General features: G+C 32.2%; 18 protein-coding genes. 14 read left to right on the top strand and 4 right to left on the bottom strand.

Translation table 11 applies throughout. From position 1 onward, the window contains the following. Positions 1-2: 2 nt before the first annotated feature. Together ABD077_RS24595 and ABD077_RS24590 are read right to left on the bottom strand one after the other, a co-directional pair. On the bottom strand, positions 3-2123 hold the full coding sequence (locus ABD077_RS24595; RefSeq protein ID WP_343914856.1) for a M1 family metallopeptidase: 2121 nt from the start codon (positions 2121-2123) through the stop codon (positions 3-5). A 172-nt stretch (positions 2124-2295) separates the two neighbouring features. Next, positions 2296-3186, bottom strand: coding sequence for a glycoside hydrolase family 16 protein (locus ABD077_RS24590; RefSeq protein ID WP_343914855.1), 891 nt, complete (start codon positions 3184-3186; stop codon positions 2296-2298). 421 nt (positions 3187-3607) lie between these two features. Here ABD077_RS24590 and recG point away from each other — a divergent pair, with 421 nt between their 5' ends. Continuing rightward, on the top strand, positions 3608-5710 hold the full coding sequence (recG, locus tag ABD077_RS24585; protein ID WP_343914854.1) for an ATP-dependent DNA helicase RecG: 2103 nt from the start codon (positions 3608-3610) through the stop codon (positions 5708-5710). Here recG and ABD077_RS24580 read toward each other — a convergent pair. Beyond that, a complete protein-coding gene (locus tag ABD077_RS24580; RefSeq protein WP_343914853.1) occupies positions 5707-6435 on the bottom strand; it encodes a CPBP family glutamic-type intramembrane protease in 729 nt (242 codons plus the stop codon). The two genes, recG and ABD077_RS24580, sit on opposite strands and share 4 nt — an antisense overlap. Before the next feature lie 63 nt (positions 6436-6498). Then, positions 6499-6870, bottom strand: a complete 372-nt coding sequence (locus tag ABD077_RS24575; RefSeq protein ID WP_343914852.1) for a hypothetical protein — start codon at positions 6868-6870, stop codon at positions 6499-6501. A 131-nt stretch (positions 6871-7001) separates the two neighbouring features. Between ABD077_RS24575 and xerA the strand changes: the two genes are divergently transcribed. The 13 genes from xerA (at position 7002) to ABD077_RS24510 (ending at position 17256) form a co-directional block, all read left to right on the top strand. Further along, on the top strand, positions 7002-8129 hold the full coding sequence (gene xerA / locus ABD077_RS24570) for a site-specific tyrosine recombinase/integron integrase (RefSeq protein ID WP_343914851.1): 1128 nt from the start codon (positions 7002-7004) through the stop codon (positions 8127-8129). Between the two features lie 57 nt (positions 8130-8186). After that, positions 8187-8483, top strand: coding sequence for a hypothetical protein (locus ABD077_RS24565; protein ID WP_299188494.1), 297 nt, complete (start codon positions 8187-8189; stop codon positions 8481-8483). Between the two features lie 11 nt (positions 8484-8494). Continuing rightward, positions 8495-8935, top strand: coding sequence for a hypothetical protein (locus ABD077_RS24560; protein ID WP_299188491.1), 441 nt, complete (start codon positions 8495-8497; stop codon positions 8933-8935). 1215 nt (positions 8936-10150) lie between these two features. Next, positions 10151-11014 carry a DUF4262 domain-containing protein gene (locus ABD077_RS24555; protein ID WP_343914850.1) on the top strand — a complete coding sequence of 288 codons (864 nt, stop codon included), beginning with the start codon at positions 10151-10153 and terminating at the stop codon, positions 11012-11014. 79 nt (positions 11015-11093) lie between these two features. Further along, a complete protein-coding gene (locus ABD077_RS24550) occupies positions 11094-11522 on the top strand; it encodes a hypothetical protein (RefSeq protein WP_343914849.1) in 429 nt (142 codons plus the stop codon). A 98-nt stretch (positions 11523-11620) separates the two neighbouring features. Then, positions 11621-12646, top strand: coding sequence for a hypothetical protein (locus tag ABD077_RS24545; protein WP_343914848.1), 1026 nt, complete (start codon positions 11621-11623; stop codon positions 12644-12646). 87 nt (positions 12647-12733) lie between these two features. Continuing rightward, a complete protein-coding gene (locus ABD077_RS24540) occupies positions 12734-13285 on the top strand; it encodes a hypothetical protein (RefSeq protein WP_343914847.1) in 552 nt (183 codons plus the stop codon). A gap of 191 nt (positions 13286-13476) precedes the next feature. Continuing rightward, positions 13477-13926 (top strand): hypothetical protein, encoded by a 450-nt coding sequence (locus ABD077_RS24535; RefSeq protein ID WP_343914846.1) that lies wholly within the window; start codon positions 13477-13479, stop codon positions 13924-13926. 197 nt (positions 13927-14123) lie between these two features. Beyond that, positions 14124-14405, top strand: a complete 282-nt coding sequence (locus ABD077_RS24530) for a hypothetical protein (protein ID WP_343914845.1) — start codon at positions 14124-14126, stop codon at positions 14403-14405. A 3-nt stretch (positions 14406-14408) separates the two neighbouring features. After that, the gene (locus tag ABD077_RS24525) at positions 14409-14786 is read left to right on the top strand and encodes a hypothetical protein (RefSeq protein ID WP_343914844.1); all 378 of its coding nucleotides are present in this window, start codon (positions 14409-14411) and stop codon (positions 14784-14786) included. A 705-nt stretch (positions 14787-15491) separates the two neighbouring features. Continuing rightward, complete coding sequence (locus ABD077_RS24520; RefSeq protein WP_343914843.1) at positions 15492-15971, top strand: hypothetical protein; 480 nt, start codon at positions 15492-15494, stop codon at positions 15969-15971. 22 nt (positions 15972-15993) lie between these two features. Next, entirely contained in the window at positions 15994-16653 is a 660-nt protein-coding gene (locus ABD077_RS24515; RefSeq protein ID WP_343914842.1) for a hypothetical protein, read from the top strand. Positions 16654-16752: 99 nt separating this feature from the next. Further along, complete coding sequence (locus ABD077_RS24510; RefSeq protein ID WP_343914841.1) at positions 16753-17256, top strand: hypothetical protein; 504 nt, start codon at positions 16753-16755, stop codon at positions 17254-17256. Positions 17257-17552 lie beyond the last annotated feature (296 nt).

Raw genomic sequence — 17552 nt, 5'->3', positions numbered from 1 at the left:
ATTTATGGGGTTAATTTCTTTTCTAAAAATTCTTGTTGCCTTTTTGGCAAATTATTCTTTAAATCTACATATTTCTTTTGATATGCAGGGTTCTTCAGAAGGTTATCCAACACTTTTCTACAAAAGTTTCTAAATCTCCAGTTATGATGTACCGCTCCATCTACAAGATCTACTAGTGATTGTTCCGAAAAAGCCTGAAGACTTTCTAGATACGTAAAAGCATTTTCTCTAGTACTAAAATGATGAACAGGAGACGAATAGCCTGACAGTTCTTTATAAAACTCCTGATGCTTTTCTGGTTGATATTCTTGTGTACTCAATGCCAGTACTAACCATAATATTCTCACATTTTTGTCGTGAAACCCTATTACACCTTTCGTCTGCTCTAAATAAGAAGTTCTATCAGATGGAAAATTAGCCCATAAATGGTACAACGCTGGTTCTATGGTAGCATAGGATTCATCAGTTAACAAGGATTCATATTGCTTCTTTAACTCCCTTGGGATCGTATTCATTGTATTAGCAATCGCCTGACGCACAAAAATATTGTTTGTTTCGAAAGCTTTTGTAAATAATCCTAATGACTCTTTAGAAGTATCTCCTTCCAATTGATAAATTACTTCTTGCCCCAGATATTCATTAATAGGAAAGTCTAAAGCGGTTGCCAGTGTACCCCATTTACCTGCTATGGGCTGTGTACGTTCACCTGCTAAAGTTAAATAGCGCTTGATAAATGGAGATTTTGTTAAAATATCAAGTGCTTCCTGAGAAGGAAAAACAATGGCTTCTAACCATATTTTTTGATAATCCGATAAATCCTGACCACTTACCTGCTCTGCTACATTAATAAAATCAGACGTAGTAACATTTCCGAACTGGTGTTTTTCGAGATATTGCTTTACTGTTGTTTTAAAATTATCAGCACCAATCATATCCTTCAACGCGTGTAATGCCCAAGCACCTCTTTGATAAAATGTAAGCGAACTGGCTTTAGGGTCTAATAAAGCAGTAGCATTATCGGCTTTGGATTGCTCGGTAAGTTGTTCTGCGCTTTCATATAATTTGTATTGAAAATAATCGTCTCCAAAAATCTCTCTTTCTGCCAATAAAGCATAATAGGTTGCAAAACCTTCTTGTAACCAATGATGTTTCCCTTCTGTTTCGGTTACTAAATCACCAAACCACTGGTGCGCTAATTCATGCGCATTTACATTGATATAATTCCGATCATTAAAACCTATATCATCCACTACAAAAGCATCAGAAAATATAGTGGTTCCCGTATTTTCCATACCTGCATACAAAAAGTCCTTTACAGGAATTTGTTTATAATTTTGCCATGGAAATGCATATCCGATCTCTTTTTCCAAAAAATCGAATAGTTGCTTACTATGTTTGTAGGTAGACTCAAATTTATCCTTATCACTTGGATAATAATACATCTCTAGAGGGATTCCACTTTCAGAAGTTTCAACGACCTTTTCATACTTTCCTATTACTAAGGCCAGTAAATAACTACTCATTGGCTGTTCCATATCGTACTCCCATCTTTTTATGGTATCATTAACAGCCTGAGTTTGTAATAATTTTCCATTTGCTATCACCTCATAGTCCGAATCATAATGAATCACCAAATCAAACTCCACCTTTTCATTCATATCATCAAAACTTGGCAACCAATTAGAGGTATATTTTCCTTGTCCTTGTGTCCAGATCTGATCTTTGCCTTGATAATCATTTAAAAAATAAAGTGCCTTTTTCGGAACTGCGATATATTGAATTTCTATCCGATGTTCTGAATTTGCTAAAAAATTACCCCCAACCTTTATTTTTTGGGAGTCGTAATTTATCGTGGTCTTTTCTCCGTCTAGCAACACATCCATAATCTGCATCTTCTGGGCATCGATACTTATAGAATCTACAGGTTGTAACACTTTAAAGGTGTATATTACTTTACCTTCTACTTTTTTAAAAGTAGCGTCTAGAAAAATAGATACATTTCCAGTTAGGAAATCTACATTAGGTTGTTCTTTTTTAGAAGGTATAGATAAGGTTGTTTCGTCGAGGGAGGCGATGGCCGATACCGAAATAAAACCGATAAATAAATACAGAAAAAATCGCATATTTTATGAATAATCAAATGTTCTGCCAAAATAACGAATTTATTCGCGTATTGTGACAGAAGAAACATCTGACCAAATAACAAATGCTACTTTTTTCACATATATCTAAAAACAAAAATCTGAGCTTAGACTCAGATTTTTGATAATAGCATTAAGTTAGTATTATAAAATGTTATATAGAGGTCTTTTTTACTCTTACAAAATCAACATACATATCCGTATTCCAAAATACATTGATGGCATTATTATTAAAAATACCGTCATTAGAACCTATATTCAAGTTCAGAATTACATTATGTGGCCCAAAGTTTTGTAATTGTAAATCCGAATCGATTCCGTTATGATAATTAGCTACTGCAGCACCATCTACCAATACATCAACATATACATTCCCATTTACATTAGTCCAGTACATATCATAAGTATGCCAACCTTCTCCAATAGTATCATAATGTCTTACAGCATTTTGACCTAATAAACTTTGTCCTGCGTTATATCCATAAAAAAGATTACTAGCATATTTCTCTCCACCGTAATATCCATAAGAATATGCTTCCATTATATCGATCTCTCCTTGTGTAGGCCAAGCCGTTTCTTGTACAGTCCATACTGCAGGCCAAACACCATAAGTTTCTGCAAATCCTTTAGCATTTCCATTTTCCCAAGCAATAACTTTCGCACTTACTTGTACATGTACCTGCTCATTATAACCAGGCTCAAAACTTGTCCATGACTTTACATGACCAGATTCCCATAATCCGTTTTGTTTTTTATACGAACGCAAACGTAAACAACTTCTATTATCCAAGGTTTGAATACTAACATTCCATGGTCTGTACATACAAAAATCAGAATTATAATCTAATCGTTCTGTACGTTCCCATTTAGCATCGATATTAGTTCCTGAATTAAATTCATCCACCAGAATATCGGTCCATGGAGCTTTGGCTGTTACAGAACTAAAATCTTTATAGTTTTCATTGAAAACTTCCTCATTTTTATCACAAGAAATAAAAACAGTAAAAGCTGCTAATACGAATGTGTAGAGTACTATTTTTTTCATAATATAAATTATTTGGGGTTAGATAGTTACGCTGTTACTACAACGTTTTCGTAAATGTACCAAAAAAAGCAACCGAGACGTATGTTATCTACGGTAAAAACGTAATGTGATGTCGGTAAAATATCTCTTAAGAAATTATGAACACTAACAAAATCAATGTCTTTAGAAGAATTTAACAAAATATATTCCCTTCATCAAAAACCTAAAATTCAATATACTTTTAAGATAAAAAAAATACTAAATGTGTAATTCTTTAACATTTTAAAACAAAAACCAATAATTAAAAACTAATATTTTAATGCTTTTTTTATTTCAAAACCAAAAAACAGCCAGTTTCTAATATCGTATAGTATTCATATCCCTAATTATTTATTTTTATATTGTGCTGTCATTAAAGTGTTAAATAACCTGTTTATTTTCTTTGAGCGCTACAATCTTACAAACTCCTATCGATTACTTAAAAGGTGTTGGGCCTTCCAGAGCTGATTTGCTTCGTACGGAACTAGGGATTCATACCTATCAGGATTTAGTCAACTTCTTTCCCAATAGATATATCGACAAAACCAACTATTATAAAATCAATGAATTACAAAGAACTTCTGCAGAGGTACAAATCGTTGGTAAGATCATTCATATAAAAACAGTAGAACAAAAACGAGGAAAACGATTAGTAGCCAAGTTTATGGATGATACTGGAGAAATGGAATTGGTTTGGTTTAGAGGTCATAAATGGATCAAAGAAAACTTAAAACTCAATACACCTTATGTAATCTTCGGCAAAACAAAATATTATAACGGCTTTAGTATGCCACATCCAGAGATGGAACTCCTTTCGGAGCATCAAAAAAATCTCAAAATTATGATGCAACCGGTATATCCGTCTACCGAAAAATTATCCAATCGAGGAATTACCAATCGGGTTATTAGTAAAATGATGCAACAGCTTTTTTTAGATACCAAAGCTCGATTTTACGACACCCTTTCAGAAGAAATAAGAACTGAATTAAAGCTGATCCCCAAAAACGAAGCGATTCTGAATATCCATTTTCCTAAAAATCAGGAGGTACTTGCCAAAGCACAATATCGACTTAAATTTGAAGAGTTATTTTATATCCAGCTTCAGCTAATTACCAAAAAACTAATTCGGAAACAAAAGATAAAAGGATTTCCTTTTCCAGAAGTTGGTCATCATTTTACCAATTTTTATAATAATCATCTGCCTTTCGAACTTACAAGTGCTCAGAAACGAGTAATTAAAGAAATTCGAAAAGACATTGGCAGCAGTGCACAAATGAATCGCTTGTTACAAGGAGATGTAGGTTCTGGAAAAACTATTGTGGCTCTCATGACGATGTTATTGGCAATCGATAATGGATTCCAAGCATGTTTAATGGCTCCTACCGCTATTTTAGCAAATCAGCATTATCAGGGAATTACAGAACTTACCAAAGATCTGGATATTAATATAAAATTATTGATGGGAAGCTCTAAAGCCAAAGAACGTAAAGAGGTTCATCAAGAATTAGAAGATGGCACTTTACATATATTGGTAGGAACACATGCTGTACTCGAGGATAAAGTAAAGTTTAAAAACCTGGGATTGGCTATTATAGACGAGCAACATCGTTTTGGAGTAGCACAACGTTCTAAATTATGGCATAAGAACATATATCCTCCACATATATTGGTAATGACCGCTACGCCCATACCCAGAACATTGGCTATGAGTTTATATGGGGATTTGGATATTTCCGTAATTGATGAATTACCACCAGGTAGAAAATCCATTAAAACCGTGCATCGATATGATAGCAATCGCCTTAAAGTATTTAAGTTTATAGCTGATGAAATAAAAAAAGGAAGGCAAATCTATGTTGTATATCCGCTAATTCAGGAATCCGAAGCATTAGATTATAAAGATCTTATGGATGGTTATGAAAGTATTGCCCGCTCCTTCCCTGCTCCGGATTATCAGATATCTATTGTACATGGTAAAATGAAACCTGCCGATAAGGATTACGAGATGGAACGCTTTGTAAAAGGCGAAACCAATATTATGGTGGCTACTACAGTGATAGAAGTTGGTGTTAATGTTCCTAATGCCAGTGTAATGATTATCGAAAGTGCAGAACGCTTTGGATTATCGCAACTACATCAGTTGAGAGGTCGTGTAGGTCGAGGTGCCGAACAAAGTTTTTGTATTCTAATGACCAGCCATAAACTTTCTTCGGATAGTAAGACTCGATTAGATACGATGGTACGTACTAATGATGGGTTTGATATCGCAGAGGTAGATTTAAAACTACGAGGTCCCGGAGATATAATGGGTACTCAACAAAGCGGAGTTTTGGCGCTTAAAATTGCCGATATTGTAAGAGATAATGATGTGCTAAAAATGGCAAGACACTACGCGATGAAAATCCTAAAAGAAGATCCTTCATTAGCTATGGAGAAAAATAAAGTGCTTCTATTTACCTATCAACAACTGGCCAAACATAAAAACATTTGGAATTATATTAGTTAAAAAAGATACTTGATATAGCTTATTGAGTTATTGAGAGCGTGTAATCCAATAGATGAAATCAAACCTAATTTTAGTCTGGCATACCCCAGAAATATACCCATAATTAAATGAGAACTTAGCATAATCGGAGATATCATAATATTTTGTACCGTCAATTCATAATTGAACATATGCATATACCCAAAAAATAAAAATGAAATATAGAAAATAAACCTTTTATGAGTTTCCCAAAAATTAGACAACACCGTAGTTATCCTATCATTTTTGATTAATAAAATATACATAACAACTGCGTATAGTACTGAAATTATAGTCCTCTGCGTAAGAGACAATCCGCCAACGCTATCGAGTATTATAACTTTATTGAAGGCGTAATGCAATAGATAAAACAATAGTAAAGAGGTTGAAATCACAAAATTTCTGATATTAAACACCAAGCCTAATCTTGTCGCTAGTTCTTCTATAATGGGTGCTAATATTACTACTAAAAGTACTCTCCCTAAAAAGGATTTTTCTGCCAAATTGGTCTGGGTTACATTTTCGGGAATGTCAATTCCTAAAAAATGCAATACCATCCCTGCAAACATCATTGCAATAATTCTAATGACACAAACAAGTATAAAAATTTTCACAAAACTCCACAGATATTCCTTTACACTATGTTTATCTCTAGTCGCATGTCCGGTTTTTAATACTCCGATAACTTCATTCAATATTTTTTTCATTCAAAATGTAACTGTATATTATCCTATTTGACGACATATATTCAATTTGTTACAGAATGATACTTATTTCATATACTCTTGCCAAACGACTAAAAGATATTTCTTATGATCCTTTTCTTGTAACTCTATAAAACCAAATTCGTAGCAAAAGAGATATACCTGTCCTTTTTTATTTTTCCAGTAATGCGTAAAGTATTTAGGGTCAAACCCTTCTCGGATCAATTTCTCCTTCCTAATTTTTGCCATACCTGCTCGATTATAATTTTTAAGAATTTTTCTGTTCTTTTTAAGTTGAACATCAATCTTTTTAAACAAGGTATCTTCTTTTTCTTTTGTGCGTTGATAATAAAAAGCCGATCTGCAGTAAGAAGAACAAAACTTCTTACCTACTCTTCCTTCTAATTTCTCATTACAATAACTACAATTCCGATTCATAAAACACCTTTCTAAAATAGTGTCTTCAAATCTAAAAATGTTACCTATCCATCGAATTAAACGTTTAATAAACGTTTAATTCGACACTTAGACTTGCTCACATTACGCTCTTTAATCATATTTGAATATCTATGAAATTCTCAGGCAAACATATTACTCTAAAACATTTATTAGTAGATCAACAGAAAATGATTGGTCTACAGTTTTATCAAGACAAAATTATCGAAGCACTTATAAAAGAACTCCCCAATCCTAGCTGGAGCGAAGAATATGGGATGGTTTATATACAAAACACTAAAGAAAACCTAAACTTAATTTTTAGCACATTCAGAGGTGTAGCTTGGGTAAATTGTAACTATTTTTTCAAAAACCGGGTAATTAATCCAGATAATCCTGCAATTGAAGAAGGTTTCAAGGATTTTCAATCTAAAAAACTTCGTAAATGTCCAGAAATGTATTTACAAAAGCTTGTTATAAAACGATATGCAAAAAACACCATAAAAAACTATATAACAGCTTTTGAAGCCTTTATCAACTATCATTATGATCTCGATCTTATTCATATTGGCGAACAGGAGATTCGTCAATATATAGAACGATTAATTAAAGATGGAAGATCCAATTCTTATATCAACATTGCTATAAATAGTATAAAGTTTTATTATGAGATTGTATTGGAGATGCCCAACCGATTTTATGCTATAGAACGCCCCAGAAAACAACAAAAGCTACCTAAAGTATTAGCTAAAGAAGAAATTTTATCTATGATTAATCATACTAATAATATAAAACATCGATGTATTATTAGTCTATTATATTCTGCAGGATTACGAAGAAGTGAATTACTAAACCTAAAAATCCAAGATATAGATAGTAAAAGAATGTTGATTTTAGTTACGCATGCTAAGGGGAATAAGGATCGGTATACCTTACTTTCTAAAACCTTGCTCAAAGATTTACGATTATATTATAAAGAATGGAAACCTGTGCACTTTTTATTCGAAGGATCTCCTGGTATATCTTATTCTCCAGAGAGTGTTTCTAAAGTGGTAAGAACAGCAAGTCGCAAAGCTGGAATTCTAAAAAAAGTAACTCCTCATATGCTACGTCATAGTTTTGCTACCCATTTATTAGAAAATGGTACTGACTTAAGATATATTCAAAGTTTATTGGGACACAGTTCTAGCAAAACAACAGAGATTTACACACATGTCGCTACTAATAGTTTTAGAATGATCAAAAATCCCCTAGATTTGTAGAAAACATAATACATATATATGTACCAGTGCATATATACATACGTTACCCAACATTAGATGAAACTAATCGAATTCTTAAAAAATATTGAGGAAATTGACGAAGAATCAGTTCTTTATGTAAAAAGGATTGATGATCAATTTTCTAGAGAATCAGAAGTTACAATACTCAATTTGACAGAAGAAGAATTGGAGTGGAAAACTTTTGAAGTGACTGAAAAAAAATGCCCCGGATTTGTATATTTTATGGAAGTCTTTCTTATCAAAGAATTCATGGAGGATATAGCTAACAGGGAATACCCAACTGTAGAAAAAAAATGTGAAAGATTGATTCACTATGTAGAATTTGATGCTTAAGAGTTAAAATCATGAAAAGAGAAAACCTCGAACAGAATTTAAAAGAAGCCACTTCTTCCCTATTAGAAATGGCAAAAAATTCTTGCTGGAATAAAATCTCTGACAATACACGTTACCTAATTTCTGAAATCAAAAATGACGAGTTGAATGCCCTTGATAAAAGAAAAGATAGAAAAAGAAAAAATGACAAAAAAATATCGAAATCGCTTGAACAAATATCATCTGAATTAAGAGATATCTACGAAAATCTTTACGATATAAACTTGTATATCTATAAAAGCGAAAAAGACAATACAATAATTGAAATTCAATACTATCCTAAATCATCACTCGAATCTGAGTTTTACGAAACTGTAAAAAACAATGAACCTATGTTGCATTGTAAAATTGCTATTCCACCTGGATATAATGATAAAAAAGAAAAATTTGACGTTAATTGGGAATTAAATTAAATATAAAAAACGTTGGGTAACACTATATATGTGCCATAGCAGCAAAGTTATCAATCGAATGGTTATTGTATATTTATAAAGGCGCAATGCTTGCAAAAGTAAAAGTTGGCAACCAATGCGCAGAAAAATCGAAAATCAGGTAACATTTTGCCCTGCTACGGCACATATATTAAACGTTATCCATGCATTTTAGGAATCTGAAAGGTAGAACGAAAGCAACGAATGGTTAACCACCCAATGACCTTAGTATTTTTATGATGGTTAGTGTCAAATCGAAGAAAAAGCGATAAGAAAAACCAAAATTGAGGAAGATTACGGAGTAGTAACGTGCTAAAAAATCGCTTTTTTGGCTGATCAGCTTCTGACGAAAAAAAGTTCAGGTTCATTTGGTAAGGTCTGTCTCCTACTCTATGATTGCAAGGTGATCGCAAGAAAAGAAAAAATAAAAATTGACGGAGTAATAACGCAAGTAATATCACCTTGCATGGCTAGTCTAGTAAGGTTAGTGACTGAAAAAAATAAACGCACGATAACAAGATATATGTGCCATAGCAGCAAAGTAATCAATCGATTGGTTATTGTATATTTATGAAGGTGCAATGCTTGCAGAATGTTAAAGTTAGCAACCAATGCACAGAAAAAACCAAAAGCAAGGTAACATTTTGCTCTGCTACGACACATATATTAAACGTTATCGCTGCATTTTAAGAACCTGAAAATCAGAACGAAAGCAACGAACGGTTAACCACCCAATGACCTCATTATGTCTATGATGGTTAAGGTCTAATCGAAGAAAAAGTGATAAGAAAAACCAAAATTGAGGAGGATTACGGAGTAGTAACGTGCTAAAAAATCGCTTTTTTGGCTGATCAGCTACGGACGAAAAAAAGTTCAGGATTATTTGGTAAGGTCTGTCGTTAATCCAATGATTGCAAGGTGATCGCGAGAAAGAAAAATAAAATTGACGGAATAATAACGTAAGTAATATCACCTTGCTTGGCATGTTTGCTAAGGTTAGTGATTGAAAAAAATAAACGCGCGATAACAGGATATATGTGTCATAGCAGCAAAGTGATCAATCGAAAGGTTGTTGTATATTTATGATGGCGCAATGCTTGCAAAAAGTAAAAGTTAGCAATCAATGCGCTGTTTTTTGTCGAAATCAAGGTAACATTTTGCGCTGCTACGACACATATATAAAACGTTACCAGTAATATGGAAAATCATGAAGAACATGATAAACAAACAAAAGAAAGGATTTTAAATGACATCAAAGAATATGATTGTCATTTAGCGCTATTGGAAAGTGATGGTTACTCACCTGCCTTTGTTTATACAATAGGCCTTTATGAAAAGTTCCAACATCCTGAAATAATAATATTCGGTCTTAAAACAGATGTAATGGGACATCTTCTAAACGGACTGAAGGATGAAATAAGAAAAGGAAGTAGCTATAAACTTAATCAAAATTACCCTGACTTATTGGAAGGCTATGAGATTCAATTCCTAGAGGTTAATAGAGAAAATTATGCTGACTATTTAGGTTATGCTGGATGGTATTATAAAAACACTTTTGATTTTCCTGTTTTACAAATGATTTGGCCTGATAAAGAAAGTAAATGGCCTTGGGAAAGTGGGTTCAACGAAAACTGGAAATTCAAACAACCTTTACTTGATAGGAATACAGAATTTAGATATCAAGAAGACAAAAATTTAGGAGTTTATACAACTCATCACGCTTTTGAAGGTAAACCAATATTATATGTACATCATAATGAAGATGGAGATTGGCAGTTTCATACAGAATATGAACCAAAAATAGGAGACGCTAAATTGGTATGCCTAGAAGAAATTATAAAACTTGACCATACTTTAAATGAAGTATATTACCTGAATTACGGACAAACGGCTTATCGAAATGGAATCGGAGAAGAATGGACAATTGAAGAATCTGAATCAGAAAATGAGGAAGAAACTACTGGTAACAATGGCTATACGACAATGGCGGATAGAGAACAAAATTTAAAAACAATTAATAAATCAAACTTTTGGTCAAAGCTAAAAGCTATGTGGTCATAACACCGCCACCGCGCATAGCCGAGACGTTATCAGCAATTAAAAGTATATGGATAAAAAAGATATATTCGAAGAATTAAATATGAGTGAATATATTTGGGGTAATGCATATCTATACTCTATATCTGATATAGATTTATCTATCGAAAAAAATCAAATATCAAAACTTGACGAAATTTGCAAAATTGAAGGTTGGAATGAACTGGGAGAAAAATGGAACTCAATTGAATTCTTAAAATGTTCTGAATTGCTTTTAGATTCAATAGAATTTGACATTGCATATTCTTCTTCTAGAATAACCCCAACCGAGATAGCTAAAAAATTTCATGCGGAATTGCTTAATAAATTTAATAATGACTCTTTTTGTTATTCAAATTGGTTTAACAATCAATGGAGGTCAAATAAGAATGGATCAAGTTGGAACCCATTAACGGAAAATACTTTTGATATAAGTACAGTGTTTATTAATAAAGAGAATATACTAATAACCTGTTTTAGAAGTGAGGACTAACAAATCTTAAAAAAAGAAAAGCTGATAACACGATATATGTGCCATAGCAGCAAAGTGATCAATCGAAAGGTTGTTGTATTTTTGGTAAGGCGCAATGTTTGCAGAATGGAAAATTTAGCAACCAATGCGCAGAAAAATCAAAAAGCAAGGTAACATTTTGCTCTGCTACGACACATATATTAAACGTTGTAGCTAATTTAAAAATGAGATTACTAAGCAAAATTATATTATTGACTTTTATGGGATTATTTACCTCTTGTTTTGGACAAAAAGAAGAACATATTTATTTGGCTGGTTGGGAAGCAGAATTTAACGGAGATGAACAATGCCAAAAATTTCTCGAAACACAAGTTATAGATAAAAAAACCGCCAATAATATTTGGAGTTCAATTGATCTCGTTTTTAAAGAAGGGAAATTAGTTAAAGCTTACGATAATGATGAAGGACACAGAACTGAAAGAAAATTAAAAGAAAGTGAAATAGGATTTGAATATCAAAAATTAAAACCAAATCAGATTTATAGCCTTAATCAAGCAGCAAAATCTGAAAGCTATTTAGGTGGAGAAATACCAAATGAATTTAAAATTCCAAAATTCGAATTTAATGCACCCTTTCAATATTTAGGAAAATTCTCAAAAACAGAAGAAGCTTTCAATTGGCTTCCTTTTGATTTGCATATTGCAGCACCAATTTACTTGAATTTTGACAAGTTGTTTATAGATTATTCCGACCCACTAAATCCTAAAGTGTTAAACATTGAGGAATTAAAACAAACGGACAATTCATATGACGATTTGAAACCAAATTCTGAAATAGTTTATGAAAAAGTATATATAACAACACAAAAAGAAACTAACTTTGGTGGAATTGGACATACCTCAGTTCCTAGTTGGATTCAATATCCTGATATTCCTGCTTGCCCAAAGTCAAAGAAAACAATGAAGTTACTTTGCCAACTGACTTATGATGGAGTTGATATAAAAACTAAACGTACAAACGTACAACCTAAAGATGAATGGTATAGACAATATTTTGAAAATATGAACTTTTGGGGAGATGGAGATTTATATATATTTTTTGAACCTGAAAGCAAAATAATGTGCTTTATAATTCAACACACATAAATAAAAAAACTAGCTACAACAGTTTGTATATTGCATATGCCGCCTTCGGCAGGCAAACGTAATATACAAGAAACGTTGTAACACATTGTGAAAATCTTAATAAAAATATCTATTATCATTTTGACTTTAGTCTCTTGCGGAAAAGAAACTGAAGAGAAAACTCAATTAGTAGAGTCTAATTTTAAGCTTAAACAAGATTTTACGGACTTCAAACGAAAAATGACGAAATTAGATACCATTAAAGTCTGGTTTAATCATTCTGTTTGTACATATCAAGCATATGAACAATTAGAAATCACTAAGAATTCTAATTTAATCAGAATCAAATCTGAATTTATGGAAAGTACATTTAATGACAATCCTAAATGGAAAGTTATTTACAACAGAGAGATACCTATAACAGACACAATCTGGAAATTCGAAAAATTCGTTGATCAAAATAAACAATGGCAAAACTATGATATAAACTCCAATGGAACTTTATATGTGGTAAATAAAAAAGATACAATCCGTTACTCTGTAAGTGGTTTAGTAGATCTAAACAAGTTTATATCAGAATATCATACTGTAATGCGGAAACTATATCCTGAAAATAGAGAAAACGTTTACGGAATAAACGAACCAAAAAAAATCAAATAGTAAACGTGTTACAACAATATATATGTGATCATAGCAGCAAAGTGATCAATCCAATGGTTGTTGTATTTTTGGTAAGGCGCAATGCTTGCAAAAAGTAAAAGTTAGCAAACAATGCGCAGAAATATCGAAAAACAAGGTAACATTTTGCCCTGCTACGACACATATATTAAACGTTGTAGTGCATTAAAAAAATGAACGAAAATAATTTAAAGTTTGAAGTTATCTGGAAGGATGAAGATATGTTTGAGATGCGGATTTCAGCAAATAACGCACGATATTCTGGAATTACAGAGGTTTATGAAGTGTCTGAATCTTTACTCGGATTTGTAACGGAACTTAACGGATTCCCGTTTGGAAAAGAAAAAGTGACCCATTCTTGCGGAGAAAAAGATAGTTACGCATATTTTGAAATGGAATTTTATAAGATTGGACCGACTGGAAAATGTGGAGTGTTAATCATAATGGAAGAAAATGTCTCAACGGAATATCGAAAAGAAGAAAAAGATAAACTCTCAATGGAATTAATTATTGAGCCAAACGCAATAGATATTTTTTGCCGAGAACTTAAATCTTTAGCGGAAAAAGAAGACGGAATTGCGGAACTGAAAGCAATCGGAAATTACACGGGTAATATTGCATAAAATAACGCACTACAACAACATATATGTGATCATAGCAGCTAAGTGATGAATCGAATGGTCATCGCCTATTTGGTAAGGCGCAATGCTTGCAAAAAGTAAAAGTTAGCAACCAATGCGCAGGTAATGTCAATGGCTTGGTAACTTTTTGCCCTGCTACGACACATATATTAAACGTTGTACACCATTTGACAAAACTAATGATATTCTTAATTGACAAAGTAGACTCCGAACACCAAGTAATAGTTTATAAAAACATTACTGATTTAACTCAAAGAGTAGAATGGCAAGATCTTTTTGAAGGAAAATCAATCATAATCAATGAAAATGGAACCGAATATGAATGGGACTCATCAAAAAAGAATGAAATCGGAACTGTCTACAATTACACTTTAATTCCGACTTCAAGAGTTTCAAAATTAATAGATGAATGTTTAAAAATAGTTAGTACTCATCAAAATATTTGCGAATTTAATTTCTAAGTTATGAGCTGGGATATTGTGCTTTTTAATTCAAAACAAAAAATAGAATCGGTTGCAGAATTGGACGAAACTCAACTTGAACCAACTGACTTTAGTGGAATTTTAGAAAACTCATTTGAAAGAGTAAAAAAGGATGATAATCATAGAGAAATAATCGGAAAAAACTTCACAATTGACTTCTTTTCCTCTAATGGGCATTCAAGCAATTTTATGCTTTCGTTGTATGGAGAAAATGGACTTTTCGAATTGATTGTATTAGCTAAAAAGTATAATTGGCAGATTTACGACTCTGGAATTGATAAAATGATTGATTTGGAAAACCCAGAGAATAACGGATACAAAAACCACAGAAAGTACGTGGAGCAAATAATGAAAAAATAAAAACGGTGTACAACAACATATATGTGATCATAGCAGCTAAGAGATCAATCGAATGGTTGTTGTATTTTTGGTAATACGCAATGCTTGCAGAAAGGAAAAGTTGGCAACCAATTCGCAGAAAAAATCGAAAAGCAAGGTAACATTTTGCTCTGCTACGACACATATATTAAACGTTATCCGTGCATTTTAGAAATCTGAAAAGTAGAACGAAAGCAACGAACGGTTAACCACCCAATGATCTGAGTATTTTTGTGATGGTTAAGGTCTAATCGAAGAAAAAAACGATAAAAAACCAAAATTGAGGAGGATTACGGAGTAGTAACGTGCTAAAAAATCGCTTTTTTGGCTGATCAGCTTCTGACGAAAAAAAGTTCAGGTTTATTTGGTAAAGTCTGTCCCCTACTCGATGATTGCAAGGTGATCGCGAGAAAGAAAAAATAAAATTGACGGAATAATTACTCAAGTAATATCACCTTGCTTGGCTAGTCTAGTAAGGTTAGTGACTGAAAAAAATAAACGCACGATAACAAGATATATGTGCCATAGCAGCAAAGTGATCAATCGATTGGTTTGTGTATATTTATGAAGGCGCAATGCTTGCAGGAAGTAAAAGTTAGCAATCAATGCGCAGAAAAACCGAAAAACAGGGTAACAATTTGCCCTGCTACGACACATATATTAAACGTTGTAAAACATTTAAACTGAATGAAAATAACATTAACAATAATTGCGGTAATCGGAATTGCTTTATTAATATTTTCCTGTACTAATAAGACTAAAAAACAAAAAAGTGAAACGATTACTATTGACCCAAACGAATTAATACCTGGACCGATTCAACACGAAAACTTATCTGAAGACCAACTGACAAAAATTAAATCGATTCACCAGACTTTTGAGGAAGTATATCCAATAAGTTTAGAGGAAACAATTACAAATTTTAAACGTGACCTCAATATTGATAAAGAAATTAATCTTTGGTTAAAAATGAAAGGAACATTTGAGAACGTTTTGAATGAAAAGCAGTATAACAAAGTAGAAGAAAGAAAGGACGTGTTTAAAATTATTCTTATGAGAACTATGATGTCGAAAAATGAAGTAAAGAGTAATGTTGAAATTAATGAGCTATCCGAAAATGATGCTGATTATATATTGAGTGAGTTTGAAAAACAAATGAATAAATAAAAACGTTTTACAAGAAACCGAAATGGGACAAAATAGAAAAGAAACAGCTTGGAAAAAAAGTCGAAAATTCGGGGATGTAAAAGGCGGAAGAAAAAGACCGAAACTTGCAGATAATATTTTCAATCGACAACATAATTTTTCAGCACCAACTGAAAATGAAGAAACTCCAATTTTTATAGTGGATAATTCTTCAAGAGATTTATATTTCCCAGTAACAGTTGATGAAATTAAAGAGTTTTTAAAGAAATTACCATCTGAACACACGGAGAATCTGACTCATATATGGTTGAGAAAAATGACCAATAAAGAATATGAAAAAGAAGGAAGTTTTCAAGGTTGTTTCATTTGTGGTAGTGGAGTGAATTTAATTGTACTTTACCCATTTCCAACTGACTTAAAAATGGAATTTGGAAATAAAAAACCATCTAACAAAACACTAAAATGGTATTCTGACTACGAGCCTGAATTGATTCACTCAAAAGGAAATTGGACTTTAAAATGGACTGAAGAAAAAATTAAGAGATATTATTTAGAAAGCTTACTTCTTCACGAAATCGGGCATCAAATGGATAGTGTTTATCAGAGATATTGGAGTCCAAACTATAAAAAACAAAGAGCAGAAAACTATGCTGATAATTTTGCCTATTACTGGGGAAATGAAATTAGAAACGAAATTGAATAAAAAAAACGATTTTACAACACTATGTATAGTGCATAGCTACCCTGCGGGATAGCTACGACACCATACATTAAACGTTGTGCATAATAAAAAATATATAAAATGAGATTTACCTTAATAGTGTTCTTAACTTTAAATTTGACTGCCTTTTCTCAGAATAAAAAAATTGATGAAATAAATAGATATATAACAAGTATTGACTCAAATTCTGACTTGAAAATAAATGAATATGATTGGAGTAAAGTCACGGGGACTCATATTGACAAAGGAGCAATTCTAAAAATTTGGAAAAAAAATAATGAGATTGTAAAAATCAAAGAAGAATTTGGAGCTTCTTATGGTAGATGTATAAGATTGATTTACTTAAAAAATAGTAAACCCATTAAAGCAATCGAAACTGAGGAAAATTTCGAATTCAAAAATAATGAGATTGATTATACAAGCTTGAAATTACAATTTAAAATCCAAGTTTTCGTAACAGGATTTAATAAAGTAATAGACGAATATGAATTTGATGTAATTAAAGAAGGTAAAAGAAAATTAACCGAATATTATTGCGATCTAAACGAAGTGTTTGCAATAAGAAATGAGATTAGCAACTTATAAAAAACTATGCACAACAACATATATGTGGTCATAGCAGCAAAGTGATCAATCGATTGGTTTATGTATATTTATAAAGGCGCAATGCTTACAGAATGGAAAATTAGTAACCACTGCGCAGAAAAGTCAAAAAGCATGATAACATTTTGCCCTGCTACGACACATATATTAAACGTTGTACACCATTGAAATAGATATCTAATATAAATGCAAAAAGTAGCTGTTAAAATAGTATTTCTTCTAAGTGTATTTTTAATTTCAACAATTGGAATGATGGCTTTTGTTTATATTGATGCTCA

The organism is Aquimarina litoralis, assembly GCF_039523995.1.
In the GTDB taxonomy this organism is placed as follows: domain Bacteria; phylum Bacteroidota; class Bacteroidia; order Flavobacteriales; family Flavobacteriaceae; genus Aquimarina; species Aquimarina litoralis.
Note: the sequence above shows the minus strand (reverse complement) of the source record. Positions and strands in the feature narration are given on the sequence as shown.

What these genes read in the sequence shown, in the direction of transcription:
- ABD077_RS24565 (WP_299188494.1), top strand. Translation starts at nt 8,187, where the DNA reads ATGAAACTAATCGAATTCTTAAAAAATATTGAGGAAATTGACGAAGAA.
- ABD077_RS24590 (WP_343914855.1), bottom strand. Translation starts at nt 3,186, where the DNA reads ATGAAAAAAATAGTACTCTACACATTCGTATTAGCAGCTTTTACTGTT.
- ABD077_RS24560 (WP_299188491.1), top strand. Translation starts at nt 8,495, where the DNA reads ATGAAAAGAGAAAACCTCGAACAGAATTTAAAAGAAGCCACTTCTTCC.
- ABD077_RS24535 (WP_343914846.1), top strand. Translation starts at nt 13,477, where the DNA reads ATGAACGAAAATAATTTAAAGTTTGAAGTTATCTGGAAGGATGAAGAT.
- ABD077_RS24580 (WP_343914853.1), bottom strand. Translation starts at nt 6,435, where the DNA reads ATGAAAAAAATATTGAATGAAGTTATCGGAGTATTAAAAACCGGACAT.
- ABD077_RS24510 (WP_343914841.1), top strand. Translation starts at nt 16,753, where the DNA reads ATGAGATTTACCTTAATAGTGTTCTTAACTTTAAATTTGACTGCCTTT.
- ABD077_RS24550 (WP_343914849.1), top strand. Translation starts at nt 11,094, where the DNA reads ATGAGTGAATATATTTGGGGTAATGCATATCTATACTCTATATCTGAT.
- ABD077_RS24555 (WP_343914850.1), top strand. Translation starts at nt 10,151, where the DNA reads ATGGAAAATCATGAAGAACATGATAAACAAACAAAAGAAAGGATTTTA.
- ABD077_RS24520 (WP_343914843.1), top strand. Translation starts at nt 15,492, where the DNA reads ATGAAAATAACATTAACAATAATTGCGGTAATCGGAATTGCTTTATTA.
- xerA (WP_343914851.1), top strand. Translation starts at nt 7,002, where the DNA reads ATGAAATTCTCAGGCAAACATATTACTCTAAAACATTTATTAGTAGAT.
- ABD077_RS24515 (WP_343914842.1), top strand. Translation starts at nt 15,994, where the DNA reads ATGGGACAAAATAGAAAAGAAACAGCTTGGAAAAAAAGTCGAAAATTC.
- ABD077_RS24530 (WP_343914845.1), top strand. Translation starts at nt 14,124, where the DNA reads ATGATATTCTTAATTGACAAAGTAGACTCCGAACACCAAGTAATAGTT.
- ABD077_RS24525 (WP_343914844.1), top strand. Translation starts at nt 14,409, where the DNA reads ATGAGCTGGGATATTGTGCTTTTTAATTCAAAACAAAAAATAGAATCG.
- ABD077_RS24575 (WP_343914852.1), bottom strand. Translation starts at nt 6,870, where the DNA reads ATGAATCGGAATTGTAGTTATTGTAATGAGAAATTAGAAGGAAGAGTA.
- ABD077_RS24595 (WP_343914856.1), bottom strand. Translation starts at nt 2,123, where the DNA reads ATGCGATTTTTTCTGTATTTATTTATCGGTTTTATTTCGGTATCGGCC.